We start from the raw sequence: 22,205 nt of genomic DNA, 5'->3' as shown, positions 1-22,205 counted from the left end.
GAACCCCAGGGCCCCCACGGGCAACGCCCCTAGAACACGTACCGGTCCCCGGTGGCCGGCACCAGCACCCGGTGCCGATCGTTCTCCCGGTTCCGGTCCACCGCCCCGCCGTTCCACAGCGTGTCCACCGTCACCACCGCCTCGTGCGGCCGCCCCACCGTCCGCAGCTCGAACGCGAACTGCCGCGCCGCCCCCGCGGCGCGCAGCTTGCCCGTACCGCAGAGCATCGCCTCGCTGCCCGACCACAGGCAGCCGGGCGGCAGCTCCTGCCCCGCGACGAGCGGCACCGAGAACCGCAGCCGCACCGCCGCGCCCGCCACGTCGGACGGCCCGTGGTTGGCGCTTTCCAGCCACACCGACAGGCGCCCGTCCCAGAGCGACACGTGCCCGTGGTGGGCGAGGTCCGCCTCGTGGTCCGCACTCCCGAGCCCCGCCACACCCACCGCACCTGACGCCCCCGACGCCCCCGGGACCCCCTGTGCACCGGCTCCACCGGCCCCGCCCGCCACCGCCACCAGCGCCGCCACACCGCACACGACCATGCCCTTGCGCAACATTCGCATGTCCAAAACATACATATAAGCCCGATATATCCCCGGCTAGGACATGCCCGTGGGCCATGCCCGCTTCATGCCACCCTTGCCCCATGTCGATCACCCGCTCCGCCGCCCTCTTCCTCCTCGCGGCCCTCTTCGAAATCGGCGGCGCCTGGCTCGTCTGGCAAGGAGTGCGCGAACACAAGGGGTGGCTCTGGATCGGCGCGGGCGTCGTCGCGCTCGGCGTGTACGGCTTCGTCGCCACGCTCCAGCCCGACGCCGAGTTCGGCCGCATCCTCGCCGCGTACGGCGGCGTCTTCGTCGCGGGCTCGATCGCCTGGGGCGCGGTCGCCGACGGCTACCGCCCCGACCGCTGGGACGTCGTCGGCGCGCTGATCTGCCTGGCGGGCATGGCCGTGATCATGTACGCACCACGGGCTGACTAGCCTGTCCCCATGCCGACGACACCCACCACCGCCAAGCCCATCGCCGTAGTCACCGGAGCCAGCAGCGGAATCGGCGCGGCCACCGCCCGCCGCCTGGCCGCCGCCGGATACCGCGTCGTCCTCACGGCCCGCCGCAAGGACCGCATCGAAGCGCTCGAAGCGGAACTGACCGCCGCGGGCCACCAGGCCACCGCGTACGCCCTCGACGTCACCGACCGCGCGGCGGTGGACGAGTTCGCGACGGCCTTCCGCTCCCTCGCCCTCCTCGTCAACAACGCGGGCGGCGCACTCGGCGCAGACCCCGTCGCGACCGGCGACCCCGCCGACTGGCGCCGGATGTACGAGACGAACGTCATCGGCACCCTCAACCTCACCCAGGCCCTGCTCCCCGCCCTCACGGCGTCCGGCGACGGCACGGTGGTCATCGTCTCCTCCACGGCCGCACACGCCACGTACGAGAACGGCGGCGGCTACGTGGCCGCCAAGCACGGCGCCCACGTCCTGGCCGAAACCCTCCGCCTGGAGATCGTCGGCACCCCGGTCCGCGTCATCGAGATCGCCCCCGGCATGGTCAAGACCGACGAGTTCGCCCTCACCCGCTTCGGCGGCGACGAGGCGAAGGCCGCGAAGGTCTACGAGGGCGTCCCCGACCCCCTCACGGCCGACGACGTCGCGGACACCATCACCTGGGCGGTCACCCGCCCCCCGCACGTCAACATCGACCTCCTGGTAGTACGCCCCCGAGCCCAGGCCTCCAACACCAAGGTCCACCGCGACCTCTGATCCACCCGTACGGGTGAACAAGATCGATCACCCACTCGGCACACGAAAAACGGTCCTACGCTCGCGACACAAGCACCACACAGAGCGACCCTCGGCAGGGATATGCGGTCCCCGCCGAGGGTCTGACCATCAAGGAAGGCAAACTTCCCGTGGCTGAACAGGACCCTAACCTGTCCGCGCTCTTCGACCTGAGCGCCCTCACCCCGACATCCCCGACCTTCATGAACCTCGAAGACCCCCGCTACGCCTACATGTTCGGCTTCATCCAGGCGGACGGGCACCTCGCGGCGGGGACGGGCCGGAAAGGCCGTCTGACGGTCGAGATCAGCGTCCGGGACATCGACATCCTGCGCGAGTTCCAGCAACTGACGCCGTACAACAGCAGCATCACCGAGCGAACCCGCTCCACCAACTTCGCCGACGCCCACCACTCCGCGACGTGGACCCTCTGCGCCCTGGAAGCCAGGACCACGCTCAACGGACTCGGTCTGCCCTACGGCCGCAAGTCGAAGAAGATCACGCCACCGCGCGTCGAGTTCTCCCGCCGCGACTACCTGCGCGGCGTCATCGACGCGGACGGCTCCGTGGGCCTCACGAAGGACGGCTTTCCCTTCGTCTCCCTCACCACCGCAAGTACGGCGGTCGCCGCCTACTTCTGCCACTACACCAAGAAGATCACCGGCGTCTCACGCCACATCAAGCGCAACGCCCGAGACGGGATCTACAACGTCCTCTACGTGAAGGAAGCGGCCATGGACCTGGCCGCGCACCTCTACTACCCGGGCTGCTTGGCGCTCGACCGCAAACGCACCAGCGCCGCCGCACTGGCCGACTGGGTACGCCCGGCCGGAATGCGGAAGATCACCGACTCCCGTCGCTGGAAGCCGTGGGAGGATCGCGCACTGCTCGAAATCGACGATCCCGAAGCCGCCGGGACCGAGTTGAACCGGACGGCGTCCAGTTGCAGGAACCGTCTCTGGCGCCTGAAGGCGGGCAAGGTCCCGCTGCCTCCCGACGGACCGTCCGAACTCTAGGAAGCAGAGCGGAGCCCCGGCACACCACAGCCGGGGCTCCGCCGTTCTCGGGGCGCTGTTCAGCCCTTGATGCAGACGACCTGCTTCAGCTGCGCGACGACCTCCACGAGGTCCCGCTGCTGCTCCATGACCTGCTCGATCGGCTTGTACGCGCCGGGGATCTCGTCCAGGACGCCCGAGTCCTTGCGGCACTCGACGCCCCGCGTCTGCTCCTCCAGGTCCTTGACCGTGAAGCGGCGCTTCGCCGCGTTGCGGCTCATGCGCCGACCGGCACCGTGCGAGGCGGAGTTGAACGCCTTCTCGTTTCCGAGACCCTTGACGATGTACGAGCTGGTGCCCATCGAGCCGGGGATGATCCCGTACTCGCCCGACCCCGCGCGGATCGCGCCCTTGCGGGTGACGAGCAGGTCCATCCCGTCGTAGCGCTCTTCGCTCACGTAGTTGTGGTGGCAGGAGATCTCGTTCTCGAAGACCGGCTTCGCCTTCTTGAACTCCTTGCGGACCACGTCCTTGAAGAGCGCCATCATGATCGCGCGGTTGTACTTGGCGTACTCCTGGGCCCAGTAGAGATCGTTCCGGTAGGCCGCCATCTGCGGCGTGTCGGAGATGAACACCGCCAGGTCGCGGTCGACCAGCCCTTGGTTGTGCGAAAGCTTCTGGGCTTCTCCGATGTGGTGCTCGGCAAGCTCCTTGCCGATGTTCCGCGAGCCGGAATGCAGCATGAGCCAGACCGAACCTGATCGATCCAAGCAGAATTCGATCATGTGATTGCCCGCGCCTAGCGAACCCATCTGCTTAGTAGCCCGATCCTGGCGGAATTTGACCGCTTCCGCGACGCCGTCGAACCGCCCCCAGAAGTCGTCCCACCCCGCCGTGGCGAACCCGTGCAGGCGGCCCGGGTCCACCGGGTCGTCGTGCATTCCGCGTCCCACCGGGATCGCCTGCTCGATCTTGGAGCGCAGCCGCGACAGATCGCCCGGCAGGTCGTTCGCCGTGAGGGACGTCTTCACCGCCGACATCCCGCAGCCGATGTCGACCCCGACCGCCGCCGGGCACACCGCGCCCTGCATCGCGATCACCGAGCCGACCGTCGCGCCCTTGCCGAAGTGGACGTCGGGCATGACCGCGAGGCCCCTGATCCACGGCAGCGTCGAGACGTTGCGCAGCTGCTGCATCGCCACGTCCTCGACCGACGCCGGATCGGCCCACATCCGGATCGGCACCTTCGCGCCGGGCACCTCCACGTACGACATAAACCCTCATCTCCCCCGAAAAGTCTTCAAGCGCAATAACCGGAGCCAGAGTCATCAAAAGGGTCATGGACTCGGCATCGACGGCGGTGCGTGCGATAGACATTGTGTCCACCGGCCGCATCCCGGCGGCAACCGCTTTTCCCCGCGTCGCGGGCAGGAAGGAGCCTGGCACCGTGCAGCGAAGGGCCAACGCGTACGCATCCGGGACCGCCGTCGCGCTCCTCTCCGTGCTCGGCCTCACCGCCCTCACCGGGTGCTCCGGCTCGTCCGGCACCCCGGGCGCGGCCTCCGACGCCAAGCCGGGCAGCGGTGTGGCCGCCGCCGCGGCCCCCGGCAAGTACCGCACCCTGCGCGAGGCGTGCAGGACGGTCGGGCGGTCGACCCTCAAGGACCTGCTGCCGGGCGCGGCGGAGCTCCCGGCGGACCAGCAGCGGAAGGCGTACGCGGGTACGGCGGCGGTCACGTACGACACCGACCGCCGCGTGGGCTGCCGCTGGCAGGCCGACTCGCCGTCCGCCTCGCACCGGCTGGTCATCGACTTCGAGCGGGTCGTGTCCTACGACGCCGAGGTGAGCGACGAGGACCGGGCGCAGGAGGTGTACGCGGCGAAGCAGGCAGGTGCCCGGCTGCCCGTCGCGGAGGACCCGCGCGGCGACAAGGCGTCGCCCTCCGCCGGGGGCTCGGGCAGCGCCCCGTCCTCGCGCGGGGCCTCCGCGACGGGCGCCGCGTCCGGTGCGCCCGCCGCCGGTAAGGCCTCGCCTCCCGCGGGGGGCGAGGAGGACGAGGGCCTCGAACCGCGCGTGCTCGACGACCTGGGCGACTCCGCGTTTCTGGACGATCAGCTGGCGCGGGCCGGTTCGACGGCGCAGAGCCGGACGGTGAGCGTGGTGTTCCGCACATCGAACGTGATCGTCACGGTGCAGTACGCGGAGCAGCCCGCGTTGGTCACGGAGGTGCCCGACAGCAAGGAACTGCAGGAAAAGGCGCGGGGTCTGGCCCGGAAGCTGAACGAGCAGATCAACGGCTGACGGCCGCGGGGCGGTCGGTGTCCGGTCGTGTGCGGGTGCGGTGGAGCGCCGCACGGGGGCGCCGTTCCGCGTACCGTGGCCGACCGGGCCCGACACGCACACCGGTCCCGACCGCACCGCACGACCGGCCCGCACAGCCGGTCCCGCACCGCACGACCGCACCGCACCGCACCGCACGACCGCACCGCACCGCCCGGCCCCGCGCCGCACGACCGACCCGCACGATCCAGATGAGTGAAGGAACCATGCACCGATCAGCCCCGCGACGCCGACTGTCCCGCATACTCGCCTGCGCAGCCGTACCGGTGATGCTCGTCGCCGCCGGCTGCTCGGACGGTGACGGCGGCAAGGAGAAGTCCAAGTCGAAGGAGGCGGAGGTCGCCGCTTCGGCGTCCGCCGAGGCCGCCGAGGCCGCCGCGAAGAAGAAGGCGGAGGTCGCTCCGGCGAAGTTCGCGAAGCTTCCCGCGGCCTGCAAGGCGATCACCGCGAAGACGGTGGACGAGCTGGTGCCGAAGGCGAAGGACAAGAACGGCACGGCGGGGGCTTCCAGCGACGCCACGACGCGTTCGCGCTGCTCGTGGGACGGGCTGTCGGACAAGGGCGTCTCGGGTTCGCAGTGGCGCTGGCTGGCGCTGTCGCTGAACCGCCTGGAGTCGGACCCGACGCTGGGCGCGGGTGAGAAGCGGGCGCAGGAGGAGTACGCGAAGGCCGTGGCGAAGGCCAAGGTCGTGGACGGTGCGAAGGACCTGCTGACCTCGCCCGCGCACGGGGTGGGCGACGAGGCGACGGCGGTGACGCACAGCTCGACGAAGTCGACCGAGGGCGTGAAGGGCGAGACGCGGTCGACGACGATCGTGGCGCGCACGGGCAACGTCGTGCTGACGCTGGACTACAACGGCACGGGGTACGCGGGGGCGAAGTTCCCGAGGGGCACGGAGCTGATGGAGGACGCGGTGAAGGCCGCGAAGGAGGCGGTGGCGGCGGTGGCCGCGGCCAACAAGTAGTTCCTTCCGCCGGGCGTCCGGCGGCATCGCGTTTCGGGGTCCGGCCTCCCCCTGGGGGCCGGGCCCCGAACGCGTGTGCCACGCTGTGCGCACGTTGTCGTCATGGGTCGTCGTGGTTCGTCACGGACGGTCGTAGGTGGGGGAGGGTCCGCGGGTGGCCGCGATGCAGCTGACACGCACACACCGAATACTCATCGGGGTGGTGGTGGCCGGTGCGGTGGTGATCGCCGCGATCGGTTTCGCGGGGTCGTACGCGGCGGTGCGGGACCTGGCGGAGAAGAAGGGCTTCGGGGACTTCTCGCTGGTCTTCCCGATCGGCATCGACGCGGGCATCTGCGTGCTGCTGGCGCTGGACCTGTTGCTGACGTGGATCCGCATTCCGTTCCCGCTGCTGCGGCAGACGGCGTGGCTGCTGACGGCGGCGACGATCGCGTTCAACGGCGCGGCGGCCTGGCCGGATCCGCTCGGGGTGGGCATGCACGCGGTGATCCCGGTGCTGTTCGTGGTCTCGGTGGAGGCGGCGCGGCACGCGGTGGGCCGGATCGCGGACATCACGGCGGACAAGCACATGGAGGGCGTGCGCCTGACGCGCTGGCTGCTCTCTCCCGTACCGACGTTCAAGCTGTGGCGCCGCATGAAGCTGTGGGAGCTGCGTTCGTACGAGCAGGTGATCAAGCTCGAACAGGACCGGCTGGTGTACCAGGCGCGGTTGCAGGCGCGGTTCGGGCGGGGCTGGCGGCGGAAGGCTCCGGTGGAGTCGTTGATGCCGCTGCGGCTGGCGAAGTTCGGGGTGCCGCTGGCGGAGACGGCTCCGGCGGGTCTCGCGGCGGCGGGGATCGAGCCGATGCTGCTGCCGCCGAACCCGGTCCAGGCGCAGGTCCCGGAGCTGCCGGCCCAGCAGGCCCGGCAGGCCCGGCCGGTGGAGCCCGTACAGCAGCCGGTGGAGCCCGTGCGGCAGCCGGTGGAGCTGGTGAAGCAGCCGCAGGCCCCGGAGCCGCCGCGGGCGGAGCGGTCCGATTACGTGCCCGAGTACGTGGAGGAGCACGCGGTCCCCGCGACGCACGAGAGCCCGTGGTTCGCGAGCCAGCCGCTGGAGGACGTGGAGTACCACGGCGGGTACGACCACACGTTCGTGCCGGAAGAAGATCAGGAGCAGGAGCCGGAGCCGCTGCCGGAGGAGTCCGTGGCCCCCGAGCCTGACCAGGAGTACGCGCCCGAGCCGATTCCCGATCCCGAGCTGGACGTGGACGAGGAGCCGCGGGAGCGGCCGGCTCCGCGCCGGGCGCCGCTGCGTCCGGGCGGCATTCCGGACGGGATGTCGCGGGAGGACGCGTACTACGAGGCGTTCCGCCGCTACACGAGCGAGCTGAACGACTACCCGAACGCCCGGCAGCTCGCGCTGTACCTCCAGGACATGTACGGGGTCACGAACCGTGCGGGGGACGGCCCGCTGAGCGAGAACACGCTGCGCGGCTACATGCGCGACTTCCGGGACCGCTACCAGGAGTCGTTGGACGTGCAGGCGACGCCGTAGGGGCGGTGCGGCGCGAAGGGCGGTCACCCGGGGTTCCGGGTGACCGCCCTTCGTGTCGTACGGGGCCGGGTCAGGCGGCGAGGAGCTTGCGGACGCGGTCCGCGCCGACGGCGAGGAGCAGCGTGGGCAGGCGGGGGCCGGTCTCGCGGCTGACGAGGAGGCGGTAGAGGAGCGCGAAGAAGGAGCGCTGGGCGACCTTCAGCTCGGGGGTGGGCTTGGCGGCCGGGTCGAGGCCCGCCATGACCTTGGGGACGCCGTAGACGAGCGTGGTGAGCCCGTCGAGGGACCAGTGGGTGTCGAGGCCTTCCAGGAGGAGGCGCAGGGACTCGCGGCCTTCGTCGTCGAGGGAGCCGAGGGTGTCGGTGTCGGGCTCGTCGCGGACGATGGTGCGCTGGTCGGCCGGGACCTGGGTGGAGATCCAGTTCTCGGCGCGGTCGAGGCGGGGGCGCACGGTGTCGAGGTCGGTGACCGGGTTGTCCGGGTCGAGCTCGGTGAGGATGCGCAGGGTCTGGTCCTCGGCGCCTGCGGTGATGTCGGCGACGGAGGCCAGGGTGCGGTACGGGAGGGGGCGCTCGGTGCGGGGCAGTTCCCCGGCCGCGGTGCCCGCGGCGCGGGCGTAGGCGGCGGCGTCGGCGGGCAGGACGGTGCCGTCGACGACCTTGGCCTCCAGCTTGTCCCACTCGTCGTAGAGGCGCTGGATCTCCTGGTCGAAGGCGATCTTGAAGGACTGGTTGGGCCTGCGGCGGGCGTAGAGCCAGCGCAGGAGCTGGGGCTCCATGATCTCCAGGGCGTCGCCGGGGGTGGGGACGCCGCCCTTGCTGGAGGACATCTTGGCCATGCCGCTGATGCCGACGAAGGCGTACATGGGGCCGATGGGCTGGGCGCCGCCGAAGATGCCGACGATCTGGCCGCCGACCTGGAAGGAGGAGCCGGGCGAGGAGTGGTCGACGCCGGAGGGCTCGAAGACGACGCCTTCGTAGGCCCAGCGCATGGGCCAGTCGACCTTCCAGACGAGCTTGCCGCGGTTGAACTCGCTGAGGCGCACGGTCTCGGTGAACGCGCACTCGGTGCAGACGTAGGTCAGCTCGGTGGTGGCGTCGTCGTAGGCCGTGACGGTGGTGAGGTCCTTGTTGCAGCCGCCGCAGTAGGGCTTGTACGGGAAGTACCCGGCGGTGGTGGCGCCGTCGTCCTCGGCGGCGGCGCCGGAGCCTTCGGCGGCTTCCAGTTCGGCCTCGTCGACGGGCTTCTGGGACTTCTTGGCGGGGGCCTTCTTGGTGCGGTACTGGTCGAGGATCGCGTCGATGTCGCCGCGGTGCTTCATGGCGTGCAGGATCTGCTCGCGGTAGGCGCCGGTGGTGTACTGCTCGGTCTGGCTGATGCCGTCGAACTCGACGCCGAGTTCGCCGAGGGCCTGGACCATGGCGGCCTTGAAGTGCTCGGCCCAGTTCGGGTGCGCGGAGCCTTCGGGGGCGGGTACGGCGGTGAGGGGGCGCCCGATGTGCTGGGCGTGGGTCTCGGGGGTGACGCCGGGGATGCCGTTGGGGACCTTGCGGTACCGGTCGTAGTCGTCCCAGGAGATGAGGTGGCGGACCTCGTGCCCGCGGCGGCGGACCTCGTCGGCGACGAGGTGCGGGGTCATGACCTCGCGGAGGTTGCCGAGGTGGATGGGGCCGGAGGGGGAGAGTCCGGACGCGACGACGACGGGTTTGCCAGGCGCACGTCGCTCCGACTCGGCGATGACGTCGTCCGCGAAGCGGGACACCCAGTCCTGGGTGTCCGTGTTCGTGCTCTGGGCTGCCACGATCGGTGGGTCCTTTTCGGGTCGGGTCCGCGCGGATGCGCTCCGCGCCACTGCTCATTCTCCCAGACGGGTCGCGGTGCGCGCGGGTTGCTTTTCGGGGGTCGGCCCTCCGGCGCGGCGCCCCGCTGGCGCGGGGTGGGCGGGGTGGGGTGGCGAGCCCACTGGGCGGAGGTGGTGCCCTGCGGGCCGGTGGGTGGCTGGTCGCGCAGTTCCCCGCGCCCCTGTCGGGGCCCTGTGCGGGACGGGCCCGTTCGGCACAGTGCCCCGTTTAGGGGCGCGGGGAACTGCGCGAGGGTGGGGCACACGCCACGCGCACCCACCCCGCGTCAGCGGGCTCGCCACCGGCAGGTTTTCGGGAAGGGGTGGAAAGGGGCCCGGCCCGCCGCAGACGAAAACGTCGCCCCACACCCCGGCCTCCGGCAGGAGCGCCGCCCCGAAGCGACGCCCCGGGGCGACACCCCGCCCCGTGGGATACTCGGGTGCACGTACACCCACCCACCCCCGAACAGGAACGGCACCCCATGGCCTCGGTCCCTTCCCTCGCTTCCACTGTCCAGCAGCGCCTCGCGACCGCCCTCTCGGCTGCCCTGCCGGAGGCCGGATCCGTCGACCCGCTGCTGCGACGAAGCGACCGGGCCGACTTCCAGGCCAACGGCATCCTCGCGCTGGCGAAGAAGCTGAAGGGCAACCCGCGCGAGCTGGCGACGAAGGTCACGGACGCCCTCGCGGGGACCGCGGACGACCTCCTGAAGGACGTCGAGGTCTCGGGCCCCGGCTTCCTGAACATCACGCTCACCGACGGGGCGATCACCGGGACCCTCGCCGCGCGCTACGCGGACGCCGACCGCCTGGGCGTGCCGGTGAAGGACGCCCCGGGCGTCACGGTCGTCGACTACGCCCAGCCGAACGTGGCGAAGGAGATGCACGTCGGCCACCTGCGCTCCGCCGTGATCGGCGACGCGCTGCGCGGCATGCTGGACTTCACGGGCGAGAAGACGGTGGGCCGTCACCACATCGGCGACTGGGGCACCCAGTTCGGCATGCTGATCCAGTACCTGATCGAGAACCCGGACGAGCTGGCCCCCGCCGCCGACGTCGACGGCGAGCGGGCGATGAGCAACCTGAACCGGGTCTACAAGGCGTCGCGCGCGGTGTTCGACGCGGACGAGGACTTCAAGGAGCGCGCCCGCAAGCGGGTCGTGGCGCTCCAGTCGGGCGACAAGGAGACGCTCGATTTGTGGCAGCGGTTCGTGGACGAGTCGAAGGTCTACTTCTACTCGGTCTTCGAGAAGCTGGACATGGAGGTCCGCGACGAGGAGATCGTCGGCGAGTCGGCGTACAACGACATGATGGCCGAGACGGCCCGCCTCCTGGAGGAGTCGGGCGTCGCGGTCCGCTCGGAGGGCGCGCTCGTCGTGTTCTTCGACGACATCAAGGGCAAGGACGACCAGCCGGTCCCGCTGATCGTGCAGAAGGCGGACGGCGGCTTCGGCTACGCGGCGTCCGACCTCTCGGCGATCCGGAACCGCGTGCACGAGCTGCACGCGACGACGCTGCTGTACGTGGTGGACGTGCGGCAGTCGCTGCACTTCAAGATGGTCTTCGAGGCGGCGCGCCGCGCGGGCTGGCTGACCGACGGCGTCACGGCGCACAACATGGGTTACGGCACGGTGCTGGGCGCGGACGGCAAGCCGTTCAAGACGCGTGCGGGCGAGACCGTACGGCTTGAGGACCTGCTGGACGAGGCGGCCGAGCGGGCGACGGCCGTGGTGCGGGAGAAGGCCGCGAAGGTGGGCCTGTCCGAGGAGGAGATCGTCGAGAACGGCCGCGCGGTCGGCATCGGCGCGGTGAAGTACGCGGACCTCTCCACCTCGGCGAGCCGCGACTACAAGTTCGACCTGGACCAGATGGTGTCGCTCAACGGTGACACGTCGGTGTACCTCCAGTACGCGTACGCCCGCATCCAGTCGATCCTGCGCAAGGCGGGCGGGACGAAGCCGGCGGCGCACCCGGAGCTGGCGCTGGCCCCGGCGGAGCGTGCGCTGGGCCTGCACCTGGACCGGTTCGGCGAGGTCGTGGCGGAGGCGGCGGACGCGTACGAGCCGCACAAGCTGGCGGCGTACCTGTACGAGCTGGCGACGCACCTGACGAAGTTCTACGACCAGTGCCAGGTGCTGAGCGAGGAGAACCCGGCGGAGGTCGTGGAGAACCGCCTGTTCCTGGTGGACCTGACGGCGCGCACGCTGCGCAAGGGAATGGCGCTCCTGGGCATCCGCACCCCCGAGCGCCTGTAACCCCTGCTCCCCGTTTAGCAGTTGACGTCCCGGCCGGGCCGTTCTCCCGTCGCGAGCAAGCGGGAGACGGCCCGGTCGCCGCATGCGTTGCCGCGCACGTCCTGCGGGAGCGCCGCCCCTACCCCTCCGGGGAGTCCGCCCACTCGTACGGCTCCCACCCCGATTCCCCGCCCGCGTAAGTGAACTGCGGCCGCCCCTTGACGCTGCTCGTCCGGAACGGCCTCCCCCCGTCGTCGATCCGCACGACCCCCTGCTGGTCCCCGCTGCTCCACTCCAGCTCCAGGTACCACCGCACGTCGTGCTTCTCGGTGTGCACGTCGACGTCGATCACCTCGGGATCGCTCGACGACACCTTGAAGGGGAAGGGCCGCGCGGGGACCTTGACGTTCATGTTCTCCCCGGCCTTGGGCACGGCGGTCGGCGCGCCCCGGTCGAGCGGGACGTCGAAGTAGGCGGGCGTGAGCCCGCTGCCGCAGCCGTTGCCCATCAGGTACCCGTTGTGGGCGAGCGGTTCGCCGCGCTCGACGACGCGCACGTGCAGGTCCCGCAGCACGACGGCCTTCTCGCTCTTCCCCTGCACGGCGAATTCGAGCTTCATGGCACCGCCCGCGACCGCGTTCTGCTCCCGCCCCCACCCACGGGAGTCCCCGCCGTCGGTCGGGGGCGGCGGCACCTCGGAGGGAGCGCGGTCGAGGAGGTAGAACTGCCCGCAGGGAGCCTCGTAGTTGTACGAGCGGATGGCCACGCTCAGCGGCGCCTCCCCGTTCTCCGCCTCGCCCCTGCCCCCGCTCCCGCTCTCCCGCTCGGCCTCGCGGGAGGCCGATGGCGTGCCGGGCACCTCGCGCGGCGTCCCCGAGGGCTTCGCGGAGGCGGCGGCTCCGCCGGGGGACGGCGTACGGGAGGGCGTGCGCGGGGCGGGAGTCCCGGAGGGCCGGTCGCTGACGACGACGGCCTTCCCGTCGGACCGGGGTTCGGGCCGGTCGCCACGGGCGGCGAACACGACCCCGGTGGCCCCGAGCGCGACGACGAGAGCGGCGGCGGCCCCGACGAGGACCCCGCGCCGGGGCCCCCGCCGACGGGGAGCGGAGGCGCCCCCGGCAAGAGCGGAAACCTCAGGAACGTCCTCACCGGAGTCCGAACCGGAACCAGCACTGGAACCGGAATCCCGCTCGCCCTCCTCCCGGTGGGAAGCAGCGGAAATGCCGTCCCCCGCCCCCGAGCCGCCCCCCGCCTCCGCACCGCCCCCCGAGCCCGCACCCACCACACCCGCACCCGCACGCGCCCCAGCACCAGCACCAGCACCAGCACCAGCACCACCCACGGCCCCGCCTCCAGCCCCAGCCCCAGCCCCAGCCCCAGCCCCCGCCCCCGAACGCGCGCCCCCCTTGCCGCTGCCGCTCCGCCGCGCCGCATCCGCGAGGATCCACAACCGGTGGAGGGCCACCATCTCCTCGCCCGACGCCCCGCACAGCCGCCCGAGCCGTTCCACCGGGGCGAACTCGACCGGCACGGCGTCCCCGCCGCAGTACCGGTGCAGTGTCGACGTACTCACGTGCAGCTTCGCCGCGAGCGCCCCGTAGCTGAGTCCGGAGCGCTCCTTCAGCCCCTTGAGTACCGCCGCGAATTCCTCGACCGCCGCTGCCGACACAGCAGTCCTCCCCTTCGTACGCGTCGTCCCGCTGCCGTTCCGCCTTCGTCCCCGTCGAACCGCCGTCCCAGGAACGCATTCCAGGGAAGGGGCGATTCCGCAGGTCACAGTACGCGCGCCCGTTCCAGGGTTCCGAATGGTTCGGCGGGCGTTGCGCCGGGTTTCCACATCACCGCAGGCTGGAGCCACTTCAGCTGGCCCGGCGACCACCGGGCAACCGAGCGACCGGGGACGTCCGATGAGCACAGACGGCATGACCGACACCGTGGCCGTCCTCGTGCTGCTCGCGGCGGCCGCGATCGTCGCGAAGCTGATCGCCCACTACTGACCGCACACCACACTGACCGCACACCACAACGGGGAGCACCACTCACATGCGCACCAACCTGACCCGCACCGCGGCCAAGACGGCCGTCGCAGCCGCGACCACGCTCCTCGCGGCGCTGGCGCTCACCGCCTGCCAGACGGGCGGCGACGACGGCGGTACGGACGACAAGGGCAGCGCGCCCGCGGCGAACGTCCAGGAGCCGAACACCGGCACGGGCACCGGCACCCACACCGACCCCGAAAACGGAACCGGAAACGGAACCGGAACTGGACCGGAGAAGAGCGGCGGCGCCCCCAAGGCGCAGGGCGGCACGGCGAAGGACTCCCCCGCCAAGTCGAACGCCACGGACCCCACGGACCCCGAGAACCGCGTCACCTGCGACGCCGCCAACACCGCGGTCACCGCCCAGCCGGTCCCGCGCCCGCTGAACCACATGCTGATCACCGTCACGAACAAGAGCGGCAAGTACTGCGACCTGTACGGCTACCCGGCCGTCCGCTTCGGCGAGGCGAAGTCCGTCCCGCCGGTGATGGAGGAGTCGAAGCCGCAGGCGGTCACGACGCTCGCGCCGGGCGAGTCCGGCTACGCGGGGGTGATCCTCTCGGCGGGCGACGGCAGCGGCGGCAACGGCCGTACGGTCAGGACGCTGGCGATCGGCTTCAGCGACCGCGAGGGCAACGCCCGTACCGGCATGGCCGACGCGAAGCTCCCGAAGGGCGGCACGTACGTGGACGACGCTCTCCGGGTGACGTACTGGCTCACCTCGGCAGACGACGCCCTCATGAACTGACCCGGGACCCGGGCAGCACGCCCCACGCGAACCCCTCTACCCCTCCAGCAACGCCACCCCCAGCTCGCTGGCCCGGTAGTAGACCTCCCGCCGATACCGGTGGCCGCTCACCAGCCCGGCCCCCCGCAGCACCCCCAGGTGCTGCGAGACCGCCCCGGGCGTGAGCCCGGTGAGCAGGGCCAGTCCCGTGGTCGTCGACGGCGTGCGCGTACCGCTCAGCACCCGCGCCCGGCTCCGCCCGAGGAGCCGCGCGACCCCTTCCCCCGACGCGCACGCCTCCCCGCGTTCCCACAGCGTGCCGACCGCCCGCGCCGGATAGACCAGGCACGGCGGCACCCCCTCCCGCCCCGGCAGCACCACGCACCGCGCCGCGAACGCGCTGGGCGCGAGCGTGATCCCGCCCCCGCCCAACCCGAACTCCCCGTCGCCCAGCCCGAACTCCCCGCCGCCCAGGTCGTCCGAGGCGAGCCGCCCCCCGCCCCACCGCAGGCTCGGGTGCAGACCGGCCAGCACCTCCTGGATCCCGTCCTCCGCGAGCTGCCGGGTCCGATGGGCGAGGTCGGCCTCCAGGACGGCCCGGATCCGGGGCCAGTACGGCAGTACGCCGACCCGCCACCACGCGAGCACCCCGGCCGCGCCCGCCCCCATCACCGCGGCCTCCTCCTCGATCTCCGCGAGCGGGCACCGCGGCGCGGGAACGGACGCGGCCAGTTCCCCCGCGCGGGGAAGCAGCGCCACCCGCTCCTCTCCCACCGCCAACGCCCGCTTGATCCAGGGGAGATGAAGGGCGTACCGCCCCGGATCGGCCGTGGCGCGCAGCGCGGCGACCGTCTCCCACAGCGGCGAGATCGCGAACCTGAGCTGTGCCAGGTCCTCGGCGCCGAACCGTATCTCCCCCACGCGGCCCCTCCCCCATGACGTTCCCGTACGTTTTAGCGCAGCCTAAAACAATGGTCGTGACCAGCGGCGGGTGATGGTGTACGCCCCCATGGAAACCAAGCAGCCCCCCACCCACACCTCCGCACCCGCTCCCGCACCCGCCCCTCCCCGCCTTCACCGCCTCCCCGACTTCCGCCGCTTCTGGCTGGCCGACACGGTCAGCCAGGCGGGCACCGCCGTCACGGTCCTCGCCCTCCCCCTGGTGGCGATCGGCCCCCTCGGCGCGTCGCCCTTCGAGGCGGGCCTGCTCGTGATGTGCGAGTACCTGGGTTTCCTGCTGGTCGGCCTGCCCGCCGGTGCCTGGGTGGACCGGATGCGGCGGCGCAGGGTCCTGATCGCGGGCGATCTGGGCAGGGCCGCGCTCCTGGCGACGCTCCCGCTCGCCGCGTACCTGGACGTCCTCACCCTCGCCCAGTTGTACGCGGTCGGCTTCGGCCTGTCCGTCTGCACGGTCTTCTTCGACGTGGCGCACCAGTCCCACCTCCCCCACCTCGTCGACGAGGACCGCCTGGTCGCGGCGAACGTGGCCCTGGAGTCCTCCCGTACGGTCACCGCCGCCGCGGGCCCCGGCGCGGGCGGCGCCCTGATCGCCGCGCTCACCGCGCCGGTCGCGCTCGCGGTGGACGCCGTCAGCTACCTCGCGTCCGCGCTGTTCCTGACCCGGATGCGCCGGGCCGATCCCCGCCCCGAGGAGCGGCCGCCCGGCGCGCGGCTGCGCGACGAGGTCGCGGAGGGCCTGCGCTTCGTCTTCCGGGACCGGATGCTCCGCTCGCTCACCCTCACCGCCGCGATCTCCAACCTCTGCGGCACGGTGGGCGCGTCGATGATGCTCGTGCTGCTCGCGGGCGACCTGGGGCTCTCGCCGCTCCTGTGCGGTCTGGTCTTCACGGCGGAGGCGGCGGGCGGCTTCCTGGGCGGCCTGCTCACGGCCAGGATCGCGGCGCGCCTGGGCACGCACCGCGCGATGTGCGCGTCGGTGCTGGTCAGTGGGGTGTTGTGGCTGGCGGCCCTGCCGTTCTTCCACGCGGACTGGCGGTACGCGGTGGCGTGCGTGCTCCAGGGGCTCGGCTGGACGGCGTTCATGACGTTCAAGATCGAGTCGGTGGTGCTGCGGCAGCGGGTGACGCCGGGCGCGCTGCTCGGCAGGGTGACGGCGAGCGTCCGTTTCGTGGTGTGGGGCTGCATGCCGCTGGGCGCGCTGGCCGGAGGGATCATGGGCCAGTACGCGGGGGCGCGGACGGCCCTGTGGGTGGGCGCGGTGGCGGAACTCCTGGCGGTGCTGCCCCTGTTGCTGGGCGCGCGCGGGCGGACCCCCGAGAGCTGGGCGGGCGCGGCCCGCTGACCACCGGGTCCGGTCGCGGCTCCGCCGCGCGGGCGCGAGCACAGGTGCGCCCCGTCAGGGGCGCGGGGAACTGCGCGAGAGTGGGGCACACGCGGCAGATCACCAGTCAGCGCGAGCGGGCTCGCCCCAGAGCATCCCACCCAGGAACCGGCAGGTTTTCGGGAAGGACGGGGTTTCCCCCGCCCGCGCGAAGCCGAGAGCTCGGGGAAGGGGGAGGGGCCGGCCCGCCACAGGCGAAACGGTCCCCCGGCGGCCCGCCGAGCACCACGCCCCGCCAGGCGAAGGCGGCACCCTCATGCACCGGAAGCCCCCAAGAGCGCCCACCCCAAGAAACGCCCCCCTCAACCCCCCAACGGCACGCACTCCCCCAACAGCCCCACCACGTCCCGCCAGGCCCGCTCCGCCTGCACCGGATGGTGCCCGACCCCGGGCACCGTCTCCTGGTCCACCGGCGGGTGGTGGAAGGCGTGCAACGCATCCCCGTACACCACGAGCCGCCAGTCCACCCCCGCCTCCCTCATCTCCTCCGCGAACACGTCCCACTGCTCGGGCGGCATGATCGGGTCCTCCGACCCCACCCCGACCCACACGGGACACCGGATGCGCGCCGCTTCCCCCGGCCGCCCGGTGGTCAACGCGTTGATCGTCCCGATGACGCGCAACTCAACGCCGTCCCGCCCGAGTTCGAGCGCGATCGCACCCCCGGTCCCGTACCCGATGGCGGCGATCCGCCGAGGATCGACCAAGGGCTCGGCGCGCAGCACGTCGAGCGCCGCGTGCCCGATCTCCCGCATCCGCCCGGGATCCGCGAGCAACGGCGTGGTGCGCGCCAGCATCTCCTGCGGATCGCTGATCCAGCGTCCACCGCCGTGGATGTCGAACGCGAAGGCCGCGTAACCGAGTTCGGCGAGCGCATCGGCCCGCCCCCGCTGGAAGTCGTTCAACCCGGTCCCCTCGGGACCGACCAACACCCCGGGCCGGGGACCGTCTCCGGCGGGAAGGGCGAGGTGCCCGACCATGGTGAGCCCGTCAGCGGAGTACTCGACCGTACGAGTGATAACAGTCGTCATGCGCCAACGGTACGAGCACGACTCCCGCCGCGCCCCGGAACTTCACGCTGAGCAGAACGCCCCCGCCCCGCACACCCGACCCCCTGGCCCGCCCCGCCCCTACCCGACCCCCAGCACCCCCAACACCCCCCGCACCGCCTCGGCCACCGGCTGCCCCACCGCCCCCACGGTCGCCGCGATCGTCGCCACCGCGATCAACGCCCGGTGCCGTTCCTCCGGCGCCCCCGCCCGGATCACGGGCAGCGCCTCGTCCACCACCCGCGCGCTCCCCGGCGCGAGCTGCGCACGCAACTCGCCGACGAGCCGCTCCAGTTCGGCGACCGCGTCCGCGAGCCCGGGGACGGCGGCGGCCTGCCGCTTGTCGATGCCGGTGTTTCCCGTACCCCCGTACATGTTCACGTTGTCGCCGTAGTAGTTGTTGTCGCCGCTCACTTGCTGACCCCCGTGTTCCCGATGCCGCCGTACATGTTCACGTTGTCGCCGATGTGGAAGTTCTTCGGATTGAAGTCGAGCCGCTGGACGGTCATGTGGAAATCGGCGTTCGGGTTCTCGACGGCGTCGATGAGGCGCCCCGACACATCGCCCAGCATCGCGCGGTCCGGCAGCGTCAGCATCGCGACGGACCCGCTGGCCGTCTCGACGACCAGCGCGAGCAGCACGGGCTGTACGCACACGAACAGGAACCGCCCGATCAGGCCGAGCACCATGAGGATGGACAGGACCCGCAGCAGACCGACGGCGTCCGATTCGTCGCTGTCGCCGAACCTGCTCATCTCGCTGATGGCCGCCACGACGATGTAGACGGCCGCGACCGCGAGCAGCCACTTCAGCATGCTCAGGAACGCCTCCATCTTCTTCGGGCGGAGCGTCGTCGCCTGGATCTGGGTGATGTTGTGCACCGGGTAGACGGCGCCCCCCACCCTCAGCAGTCGCTTGCTGACTTCGACGATCACCGCTCCCCGCGCGGGCAGCAGCGCTTCGGACAGCCTGCCCGGCCCGGAACGCGGCGCGGCCGGCGGCGCGGAAGGCCTCTGCGGCATCCCGTTCCCCGCGCCCGAAGGCCCTGAATTGTCCATGGCTCCCCCTTGAGAATCCACGCCCCGACAGACGCGTGAGCCCATTAGGGACCCGCCCCGGCCCCCGTCCCGAGACCAAATACGGCCAATGCCAGCCCCTCACCTGGAGACTTACCCGCAGGTGCGTATCCGACTAATTAGTCGGTACTTGTACGGAGTTCAGCGCCCGAAAAGAATCGCCCCCATGACGACGACCCCCCAGAAAACCCAGAACACCCCCGCCCCCGTAACCGTCCTGGGCCTCGGCCTGATGGGCACCGCCCTGGCCGCCGCGCTCCTCAAGGCGGGCCACCCCCTCACCGTCTGGAACCGCACCGAGTCCAAGACCGGCCCCCTGGTCGCCCAGGGCGCCCTGCCCGCCCGCACCCCCGAAGAGGCGATCGCCGCGAGCCCCCTGCTCATCGTGTGCCTGACGACCAACGCGGCGGTCGAAGAGCTGCTCACCGGCCGCGACCTGACCGGCAAGACCGTCGTGAACCTCACCAACGGCACCCCGTCCCAGGCCCGCGCCCTCGCCCGCCGCCTCGCCGAGCAGCACGCCCAGTACCTCGACGGCGGCATCATGGCCGTCCCCCAGATGATCGCGACCCCGGCCGCGTACGTCCTCTACAGCGGCCCGCAGGAGGTGTACGAGGCCCACCGCACGACCTTCGAGGCCTGGGGCGGCACCCGCTTCGCGGGCGAGGACCCGGGCCTGGCCGCACTCTTCGACCTCTCCCTCCTCACCGGCATGTACGGCCTGTTCATCGGCGTCGCCCAGGCCCAGGCCCTGATCCGCACGGAAGGCATCGCGGCCGAAGGGTTCACCAACGACCTGCTGATCCCCTGGGTGAGCGCGATGCTCACGAACATGGCCCCGGCGATGGCCCACGCGGTCGACACCGACCGGCACCTCACCGACGTCTCGTCCATGGAGATCAACCAGGCCGCGTTCCAGAACTTCCTCACCACCTACCGCGAACAGGGCGTGAGCACCGAACTCTTCGAACCCTTCCAGACCCTCCTCGACCGCTCCCTCGAACGGGGCTACGCGGCGGACGGCCTCTCCCGCCTGGTCACGCTCCTGGAGAAGTGACCGAATGCGATGATGACGAGGAGTCGAAATCACGTTCCCCGGCCCCGGGCGACACAGGCACCGACTCCTCACAGCAAGGGGCGAGAAATGGCAACCGGCACCGGCAACACCAACACCGAAAGCCCCGCGACCCTCTACGGGCCCGTCTCCCTCTTCTTCGGCCTCCTCGCGGTAGCCTGCCTCTTCTTCTACGGCGTCTTCAGCCTCCTCACGGGCATTTTCGCGGCCACCTTCGGCGTCCTCGGCCTGGTGTCGGGCAAGGCCAACCGGGCACTGTGCGCCATCGGCCTCGCCACCGGCGCCATCGGCGCGCTCTGCCCGATCGTCCTCCTCTTCCTCTACTCCGGCGGCTTCTGACCGCCTCCGCCTACGCCCCCACCAGCACCCCGAACTCGCACCACACCACCTTCCCGGGACCCGCCTCCCGCTCCCCGACCCCCCACTTGTCGGCCAGCGCCTCCACGAGGACGAGTCCCCGCCCCGACTCCCCTTCCGGCACCCGCGTCCGGGGCACCCCGCCCCCGCCGTCGTGCACCTCCACGCGCAACGTCTCCGACCCGCACCGCACGCGCAGCAGGAACCCCCGCCCCACCGGCACACCGTGCTGAATCGCGTTGGTCGCCAACTCGCTCACGCACAGCACGACATCGGCCGTACGTTCGCCCAACGCACCCTCGTCCAGGGCCCAGTCGTAGAGCGCCCACCGGGCGAAAGCCCTCGCGGCGGGCACCGACCTGCGGTCCCGGCGGAACAGTTTCTCTCGCAGCAACTCCCGCTGCTCCTCATGCTCGTTCACCACACGAGCGTCCTGAAGGGAAGGGCCCGTACGGCAGGGGCCCGACCCGTACAGATTCCGTGTACGGGTACGGATGCGATCAACCCGGGCCGAGGGTGGGGAGTTCTACCGTATGAAACCGAAGAACAGGAAGCCGAACGCTTCCGCGATGAAACTGCTGGGCCAGCAGGTGCAGGCGCTGCGCAAAGCGGCGGGCAAGACCCAGCAGACGCTGGCCGAGGGCGCGACCGTGGACGTGGAGACCATCGCCTCCATCGAGCAGGGCAGGCGCACCCTGACCAAGACGCTGGCCGACCGCCTCGACGGGATCCTCGATTCCAAGGGCGTACTGGCGGTCGGGGTGGCGAACCTCCCGGAGGTCGACCAGTTCCCGCAGTGGGCGGAGGAGTACATGGAGCACGAGAAGGAGGCCATCTCCCTTTCCTGGTACGACAACCAGGTCGTGCCGGGCCTGCTCCAGACACCGGAGTACGCCAGGGCGTTGTTCCGCAGCAGGGTCCCCGCTCACGACGAGGAGAAGATCGAGTCGCTGACGACGGCCCGACTGGAACGACAGAAGATCCTCTACCGCAAGGACCCTCCGACGATCAGCTTCGTGATCTGGGAGCCGGTCCTCCACATGCCCCTGGGCGACCAGGAGGTCCACCGGGCGCAGCTGCGGGCCCTGCGCGAGATGTGCGAACTCCCCAACGTCACGATCCAGATCCTCCGCCTGAACCGCACCTCGCACGCGGGCCTGGCCGGCCCCTTCACCCTCCTCGAAACCCCCGAGCACCAACACCTCGCCTACGCCGAGTCGCAGCGTGGCAGCCTGTGGATCTCCGATCCCGACGAGGTGTCCATCCTGGCGCGCAAATATGCGATGCTGCGGACACAGGCCCTGACCCCCGAAGAATCCATGGGCCTCCTGGACAGCCTGCTGGGAGAGCAATGAGCAACACCGCACTGCACTGGTTCAAGTCGAGCTACAGCGGCAGCGAGGGCGGGCAATGCCTCGAAGTCGCTTACGCCTGGCGGAAGTCGAGTTACAGCAGCGACGAAGGCGGGCAGTGCGTGGAGGTCGCGACGCACCCCGCCGCGATCCACGTCCGCGACTCGAAGGACGAGCAACTCCCGCACCTCACGCTCGCCCCCACCGCGTGGACCGCGTTCCTGACCACGGTGGCCGGGTGATACGTCGGCTGGCAGCGCTAGCCGTACTGCTGTCCGGCATCGGGCTCGCGCTCTGGCTCGTCTTCGGAACGCCCCAGGACTGGCACGGCGGCATGCGGCTGCTGCGCATGGGACTGGGGCTGACGGCGATGGGCGCGATCACGGTCAGCTCCTGGCTGATGTTCCCCGACCGCGCGGACGCCGACCGCGCGGACGCCGGTCACACGGACACCGGGGCGCCCGACCCGATCAGCCCGTCCTGACCTGCCGGTTCGC

At 71.4% G+C, this 22,205-nt stretch carries 23 protein-coding genes and 1 pseudogene; 14 read left to right on the top strand and 10 right to left on the bottom strand.

The window, feature by feature from the left end; genetic code table 11:
• Positions 1-29: 29 nt before the first annotated feature.
• A complete protein-coding gene (locus ACIBNE_RS40285; RefSeq protein ID WP_399280915.1) occupies positions 30-563 on the bottom strand; it encodes a hypothetical protein in 534 nt (177 codons plus the stop codon).
• An 83-nt stretch (positions 564-646) separates the two neighbouring features.
• On the opposite strand from ACIBNE_RS40285, the gene ACIBNE_RS40280 reads away from it, so the two are divergent.
• The 3 genes from ACIBNE_RS40280 (at position 647) to ACIBNE_RS40270 (ending at position 2,799) form a co-directional block, all read left to right on the top strand.
• Positions 647-982, top strand: coding sequence for a YnfA family protein (locus ACIBNE_RS40280; RefSeq protein ID WP_399280913.1), 336 nt, complete (start codon positions 647-649; stop codon positions 980-982).
• Positions 983-991: 9 nt separating this feature from the next.
• Positions 992-1,765: an SDR family NAD(P)-dependent oxidoreductase gene (locus tag ACIBNE_RS40275; protein ID WP_399280912.1), complete on the top strand. Its 774-nt coding sequence runs from the start codon at positions 992-994 to the stop codon at positions 1,763-1,765.
• 149 nt (positions 1,766-1,914) lie between these two features.
• On the top strand, positions 1,915-2,799 hold the full coding sequence (locus tag ACIBNE_RS40270; RefSeq protein ID WP_399280910.1) for an LAGLIDADG family homing endonuclease: 885 nt from the start codon (positions 1,915-1,917) through the stop codon (positions 2,797-2,799).
• Between the two features lie 59 nt (positions 2,800-2,858).
• Here ACIBNE_RS40270 and ACIBNE_RS40265 read toward each other — a convergent pair whose 3' ends face one another.
• Positions 2,859-4,052 carry an RtcB family protein gene (locus ACIBNE_RS40265; RefSeq protein ID WP_399280908.1) on the bottom strand — a complete coding sequence of 398 codons (1,194 nt, stop codon included), beginning with the start codon at positions 4,050-4,052 and terminating at the stop codon, positions 2,859-2,861.
• A gap of 173 nt (positions 4,053-4,225) precedes the next feature.
• On the opposite strand from ACIBNE_RS40265, the gene ACIBNE_RS40260 reads away from it, so the two are divergent.
• The 3 genes from ACIBNE_RS40260 to ACIBNE_RS40250 all read left to right on the top strand — a co-directional run bounded on the left by ACIBNE_RS40260 (position 4,226) and on the right by ACIBNE_RS40250 (position 7,618).
• On the top strand, positions 4,226-5,080 hold the full coding sequence (locus ACIBNE_RS40260) for a DUF3558 domain-containing protein (protein WP_399280907.1): 855 nt from the start codon (positions 4,226-4,228) through the stop codon (positions 5,078-5,080).
• Positions 5,081-5,325: 245 nt separating this feature from the next.
• Positions 5,326-6,084: a DUF3558 domain-containing protein gene (locus ACIBNE_RS40255; RefSeq protein ID WP_399280905.1), complete on the top strand. Its 759-nt coding sequence runs from the start codon at positions 5,326-5,328 to the stop codon at positions 6,082-6,084.
• Between the two features lie 154 nt (positions 6,085-6,238).
• Positions 6,239-7,618 carry a DUF2637 domain-containing protein gene (locus ACIBNE_RS40250; RefSeq protein WP_399280903.1) on the top strand — a complete coding sequence of 460 codons (1,380 nt, stop codon included), beginning with the start codon at positions 6,239-6,241 and terminating at the stop codon, positions 7,616-7,618.
• Positions 7,619-7,688: 70 nt separating this feature from the next.
• Here the strand turns inward: ACIBNE_RS40250 and lysS are convergent, their stop codons facing one another.
• The gene (gene lysS / locus ACIBNE_RS40245; protein WP_399280901.1) at positions 7,689-9,419 is read right to left on the bottom strand and encodes a lysine--tRNA ligase; all 1,731 of its coding nucleotides are present in this window, start codon (positions 9,417-9,419) and stop codon (positions 7,689-7,691) included.
• Positions 9,420-9,940: 521 nt separating this feature from the next.
• Between lysS and argS the strand changes: the two genes are divergently transcribed.
• On the top strand, positions 9,941-11,713 hold the full coding sequence (gene argS, locus ACIBNE_RS40240) for an arginine--tRNA ligase (RefSeq protein ID WP_399280899.1): 1,773 nt from the start codon (positions 9,941-9,943) through the stop codon (positions 11,711-11,713).
• Between the two features lie 118 nt (positions 11,714-11,831).
• Here the strand turns inward: argS and ACIBNE_RS40235 are convergent, their stop codons facing one another.
• Positions 11,832-12,713, bottom strand: a complete 882-nt coding sequence (locus tag ACIBNE_RS40235) for a transcriptional regulator (protein WP_399280965.1) — start codon at positions 12,711-12,713, stop codon at positions 11,832-11,834.
• Positions 12,714-13,160: 447 nt separating this feature from the next.
• Positions 13,161-13,616 (bottom strand): annotated as a pseudogene (locus ACIBNE_RS40230) (helix-turn-helix domain-containing protein); the annotation flags it as partial.
• Positions 13,617-13,735: 119 nt separating this feature from the next.
• Between ACIBNE_RS40230 and ACIBNE_RS40225 the strand changes: the two are divergent.
• Entirely contained in the window at positions 13,736-14,479 is a 744-nt protein-coding gene (locus ACIBNE_RS40225; protein ID WP_399280897.1) for a DUF4232 domain-containing protein, read from the top strand.
• Positions 14,480-14,515: 36 nt separating this feature from the next.
• Here ACIBNE_RS40225 and ACIBNE_RS40220 read toward each other — a convergent pair whose 3' ends face one another.
• Entirely contained in the window at positions 14,516-15,379 is an 864-nt protein-coding gene (locus tag ACIBNE_RS40220) for an ArsR family transcriptional regulator (RefSeq protein WP_399280895.1), read from the bottom strand.
• 88 nt (positions 15,380-15,467) lie between these two features.
• On the opposite strand from ACIBNE_RS40220, the gene ACIBNE_RS40215 reads away from it, so the two are divergent.
• Positions 15,468-16,760 carry an MFS transporter gene (locus ACIBNE_RS40215; protein ID WP_399280893.1) on the top strand — a complete coding sequence of 431 codons (1,293 nt, stop codon included), beginning with the start codon at positions 15,468-15,470 and terminating at the stop codon, positions 16,758-16,760.
• Positions 16,761-17,101: 341 nt separating this feature from the next.
• Here ACIBNE_RS40215 and ACIBNE_RS40210 read toward each other — a convergent pair whose 3' ends face one another.
• From ACIBNE_RS40210 to ACIBNE_RS40200, 3 genes are all read right to left on the bottom strand, one after another.
• Entirely contained in the window at positions 17,102-17,830 is a 729-nt protein-coding gene (locus ACIBNE_RS40210) for a dienelactone hydrolase family protein (protein WP_399280891.1), read from the bottom strand.
• Between the two features lie 99 nt (positions 17,831-17,929).
• Positions 17,930-18,262, bottom strand: coding sequence for a hypothetical protein (locus tag ACIBNE_RS40205; RefSeq protein WP_399280889.1), 333 nt, complete (start codon positions 18,260-18,262; stop codon positions 17,930-17,932).
• A complete protein-coding gene (locus ACIBNE_RS40200) occupies positions 18,259-18,870 on the bottom strand; it encodes a DUF6232 family protein (protein ID WP_399280888.1) in 612 nt (203 codons plus the stop codon). The genes ACIBNE_RS40205 and ACIBNE_RS40200 overlap by 4 nt, the downstream gene beginning before the upstream one ends.
• A gap of 220 nt (positions 18,871-19,090) precedes the next feature.
• Here ACIBNE_RS40200 and ACIBNE_RS40195 point away from each other — a divergent pair, with 220 nt between their 5' ends.
• Positions 19,091-19,981, top strand: a complete 891-nt coding sequence (locus ACIBNE_RS40195) for an NAD(P)-dependent oxidoreductase (RefSeq protein WP_399280886.1) — start codon at positions 19,091-19,093, stop codon at positions 19,979-19,981.
• A gap of 87 nt (positions 19,982-20,068) precedes the next feature.
• Positions 20,069-20,338, top strand: coding sequence for a hypothetical protein (locus ACIBNE_RS40190; protein WP_399280884.1), 270 nt, complete (start codon positions 20,069-20,071; stop codon positions 20,336-20,338).
• Between the two features lie 10 nt (positions 20,339-20,348).
• Here ACIBNE_RS40190 and ACIBNE_RS40185 read toward each other — a convergent pair whose 3' ends face one another.
• Entirely contained in the window at positions 20,349-20,777 is a 429-nt protein-coding gene (locus ACIBNE_RS40185) for an ATP-binding protein (protein WP_399280883.1), read from the bottom strand.
• Between the two features lie 112 nt (positions 20,778-20,889).
• Between ACIBNE_RS40185 and ACIBNE_RS40180 the strand changes: the two genes are divergently transcribed.
• The 3 genes from ACIBNE_RS40180 to ACIBNE_RS40170 are packed head-to-tail and all read left to right on the top strand — an operon-like array spanning position 20,890 to position 22,192.
• Entirely contained in the window at positions 20,890-21,711 is an 822-nt protein-coding gene (locus tag ACIBNE_RS40180) for a Scr1 family TA system antitoxin-like transcriptional regulator (RefSeq protein ID WP_399280881.1), read from the top strand.
• The gene (locus ACIBNE_RS40175; RefSeq protein WP_399280879.1) at positions 21,708-21,950 is read left to right on the top strand and encodes a DUF397 domain-containing protein; all 243 of its coding nucleotides are present in this window, start codon (positions 21,708-21,710) and stop codon (positions 21,948-21,950) included. Before ACIBNE_RS40180 ends, ACIBNE_RS40175 begins: the two co-directional genes overlap by 4 nt.
• Positions 21,947-22,192, top strand: a complete 246-nt coding sequence (locus tag ACIBNE_RS40170) for a hypothetical protein (protein WP_399280877.1) — start codon at positions 21,947-21,949, stop codon at positions 22,190-22,192. The genes ACIBNE_RS40175 and ACIBNE_RS40170 overlap by 4 nt, the downstream gene beginning before the upstream one ends.
• The last annotated feature ends 13 nt before the right edge of the window (positions 22,193-22,205 follow it).

It is taken from the genome of Streptomyces sp. NPDC050504, from assembly GCF_044458065.1.
Lineage (GTDB): Bacteria > Actinomycetota > Actinomycetes > Streptomycetales > Streptomycetaceae > Streptomyces.
The sequence above is the reverse complement of the archived record's forward strand: the minus strand, read 5'-3'. Positions and strand labels throughout refer to the sequence as shown.